Source organism: Desulfomarina sp., from assembly GCF_054039375.1.
The window spans coordinates 1-3,790 of sequence record NZ_JBPLBA010000074.1; the positions used below are offsets into that span (position 1 = coordinate 1).

Genomic DNA, 3,790 nt, shown 5'->3' on the forward strand with positions numbered 1-3,790 from the left:
CTGTTTTATCAGGCTAGCCTGCGGTCAAAAATCACTGGAAATCTCAAATGATAAGGAATTCAAATGAAAAAGTGTCAATCCAGATCATTTTATAATCAGTCTAATGTGATTTTTGAAATACGCCTGACAAAACAGGCCCAATCCCCAGATTCCCAAATAACAGGCTGAGTTTCATACGTAATCAGAAAAAAGTTTATTCCTTAACATTGCCGGTTTCCGGTCCTATTTTTTTCAGAGAATTTTTAAGGATGAAATATCCGACAATCCCTGAAAGGAGTGAACCGACGATGATGCCCAGCCGCTCGTCAAACACCATTTTCTCAACTGTCTGGTTAAATGCCAGTGAGCCGATAAATAAACTCATGGTAAAACCTATCCCGCAGAGTGCTGACATGCCATAAAGAGAACGCCAGTTCATTCCTGTCGGTATTTCAGCTGAGGTCAAAGAAATTGCCAGCCGGATAAAAGAAAAAATACCCAACTGTTTGCCGAAAAAAAGACCGAAAGTGATTCCCAGGGGAACACTGTGTGTGAAGAAATCAGCAGTGGCGTCTGTGAGATCAATACCGGCATTGCAGAATGCAAAGATGGGCAGGATGAAAAAGGCCACGGTTGAATGGAGATCATGTTCAAGCTGCATGAGAGGAGAATGGTTCTCTTTTTCGGTTGATTCCATGGGAATGAACATGGCCAGGATGACACCGGCAAGTGTGGCGTGAACACCGGATTTCAGAAGGGCAACCCACATGATGGAGCCGATAAAAAAATACATGCCGATCCTCTCCTCTCCCTTTCTGTTCATGAACCAGAGAATGATGATGCAGGTGGCGGCAATCAGCAGGGAAATAAAGGAGATGTTGTCGGTATAAAAAACGGCAATAATAAGAATTGCGCCAATATCATCGAAAATGGCAAGGGATGTCAGCAGAATTTTCAGGCTGGCGGGAACTCCGGGTCCGAGCAGTGAAAGGACACCCAGAGCGAAGGCAATGTCTGTTGCAGCGGGTATTGCCCATCCTTTTATGGCCAGGGGATCATTATAGTTAAAGAATACATAGATGAGCGAGGGGACAAGCATACCGCCAACAGCTCCAAATGCCGGGAGAATGATATTGGATCGGTTCGATAATTCTCCAATGAGCAGCTCGCGTTTGAGTTCCAGGCCGACCAGGAAAAAGAAGCCGGCCATCAGTCCGTCGTTGACCCAGAGGAGCAGAGGTTTTGCAATTTCCAGGGGACCTACCCGGATATGAACCGGAGTGGTTATGATAAGATCATAAAGAAATCCCAGAGGGCTGTTTGCAAAAACCATGGCCAGAAAAGCTGCCATCATCAGCAGTATTCCTCCGGCGGATTCAGACTTTAAAAATTCGCTAATACGATAGGTCCCGTTTTTCATGAAAAGTTATATGGAGTTTTCAATTTGAATGTTCTGGATTGTTTTGAGTCTATTACAAGGAGATGGAGGTGTCAATATACTCCCTGAATCCGTGACTGGTTCATGAAGTTTTTTAAATTCCTGAGTATTGCAGGACAGGAAAGACTGTTGATTCCTGCAGGTTTGTAAATATTGTATTATCTATATTTCCTGGTAGACAGGGGAATTTATCAGGAACCTGAACCCGTGAATGAATGCCCCGAAGATAAGCGAGTGATTGTGTTAAATAAACCAGATAGTGAAATATATTGTAGCACTTCAATGTGTTACGAAAGGAATAATCGCGAGGTAGTTCTGGCTTCGGGAAGGAATAAATTGCGACAGAACGAAACAAGGCGGTAAAAGCATGACAATGAGTTCGCAGGACTATTTTATCCTGATTGCAATATGGAGCTGCTGGTGCGCCATGCACAGTTTTCTTATTTCATCGGCTGTTATGTCGTTTATGGAACAGCGATTCGGCGGCTATGACCGATGGTATAGAATTTTCTATAATATCTTTTCTCTTGTCACTCTTGCTGCTCCTGTTTATTACCTGAAATCGCTTCACAGTCCCACCCTGTTCAAGTGGCAGGGAAGCTGGCTGTTTATCCGTTTTTCCCTGCTTCTCCTGGCTTTTGTCCTCTTCAGGGAAGGGGCAAGGAAATACAGATTGACCTCTTTTCTCGGACTTGATCAATTGAGAACGGGGAAACGGGATGTTCTGTTAAATGGACAAACGACTTTTTCCAGAAGCGGGGTATTCGGCATTATCCGTCATCCCTGGTATGGGGGCTCGATTCTTCTTGTCTGGTCGGGAGCACAGGTGTACAGTATCGCGACAAGTTTTGTGGCCGTTGTTCTAACCATTTATCTGGTGGCCGGTACTTATCTCGAGGAAAGAAAACTCATGGCTGAATATGGGGAGGAGTTCCGGGCTTATCAGCGGGATGTTTCCATGCTTTTCCCCTGGAAATGGCTGAAGGGTGCCTGGGGGTAGTGATATTTTTTGAAGATTACGCACAAAACTCAGGCCGAGACTTTTTCATTTGAATTCCTTCTCAATTGAGATTTTCAGTGATTTTTGGCCACAGGCCAGCCTGATAAAGCAGGCACACTCCCAATTCGGCTGAGTTTCATCGATAATCAGAATTTTATTTCTGCGTTGAGAGGACTATTGAAAGAAGAAAACCTGTCAGAAAACGGGAGAAAGAGAGAAATCTCTGCCGGTCACCAGATACTTGTGATGGCCCTGGTAAAACTCCTGCTCAATACTGCCCGCAGATTTATTTATCCTTTTGCCCCGGCCCTCAGCCGCGGACTTGATGTCCAGCTTTCCGCCATCACATCGCTTATTGCGGTCAGCCAGTTTAATTCGATTCTTGGCATCTTTGCCGGCCCTGTCGCTGATCGACTGGGATACAGAACAACAATGGGATATGGTCTCATCTTTCTGGTGGTCGGCATGTTGCTTTCCGGTATTTTTCCGGTCTACTGGATTGTCTTTGCTGGTCTTCTGATTGCCGGTTTCGGCAAGACAATTTTTGATCCCGCAATTCAGGCTCTTATCGGTCACAATATTCCATTCGGCAAAAGGGGACGGGCAATAGGTATCGTGGAAATGTCCTGGTCGGGGGCAGCCCTGGCAGGTATCCCACTGATCGGATTTGTTTTTGACCGGTGGGGGATCAGTGTTTCCTTTTACTGTTTTGCCGGATTTGGAGTCCTGGCGTGGATCGGTCTGATGCGATTTATTCCGCCGGATAAAAACAATGGAAGAGATTACGACACAGTCACTCTTGTATCTTCTCTGAAACAGCTTGTCCAGATTCGACCGGCTCTCGGGATGATAGGTTTCGGTTTCTGGATTTCCATCGCCAATGATGCTCTCTTCGTAACTTATGGTGTCTGGTTTGAAGATGCCTTTCATATTTCTCTCGTCGCTCTCGGGTTCAGTACCGCGGCAATTGGGGCTGCTGAATTGTGCGGTGAATCCCTTGCAGCTTTGTTTGCTGACCGGATCGGGCTGAAACGGGCGACTGTCATTGCTCTGGTTTTTGCAATTCTGTCCTATTTCTTTCTGCCGATAGTAGGCCAGAAACTGCCCTTTGCCCTGGCCGGTATGTTTATGGTTTTCTTATGTTTTGAGTTCACCATGATTTGTGGCTTTTCCCTCTGCAGCGAGGTGCTTCCCCATTCCAGAGCCACTATGATGGCAGGGTTTTACGCCATGGCGGGGGTCGGGCGGATGATTGGTGTTTTTACCGGCGCCTTCATGTGGAAGACAGGAGGTATTTTTGCTGTGACGTGGAGTGCTGCCTGTCTTACCTGTATCGGCTTGTTTTGCCTTTTCTGGGGACTGCATGGCTGGGG

The 3,790-nt window shown here is 46.2% G+C and carries 3 protein-coding genes; 2 read left to right on the top strand and 1 reads right to left on the bottom strand.

The annotated features are described in order from the left end of the window. Positions 1–193 precede the first annotated feature (193 nt). Positions 194–1,399: a Na+/H+ antiporter NhaA gene (gene nhaA, locus ACXLDX_RS04135; protein WP_457575927.1), complete on the bottom strand. Its 1,206-nt coding sequence runs from the start codon at positions 1,397–1,399 to the stop codon at positions 194–196. Between the two features lie 385 nt (positions 1,400–1,784). Between nhaA and ACXLDX_RS04140 the strand changes: the two genes are divergently transcribed. Next, entirely contained in the window at positions 1,785–2,417 is a 633-nt protein-coding gene (locus ACXLDX_RS04140) for a methyltransferase family protein (protein ID WP_457575928.1), read from the top strand. A 177-nt stretch (positions 2,418–2,594) separates the two neighbouring features. Next, the coding region (locus ACXLDX_RS04145) for an MFS transporter (protein WP_457575929.1) at positions 2,595–3,790 on the top strand (1,196 nt) is incomplete at its 3' end.

What these genes read in the sequence shown, in the direction of transcription:
- ACXLDX_RS04140 (WP_457575928.1), top strand. Translation starts at nt 1,785, where the DNA reads ATGACAATGAGTTCGCAGGACTATTTTATCCTGATTGCAATATGGAGC.
- nhaA (WP_457575927.1), bottom strand. Translation starts at nt 1,399, where the DNA reads ATGAAAAACGGGACCTATCGTATTAGCGAATTTTTAAAGTCTGAATCC.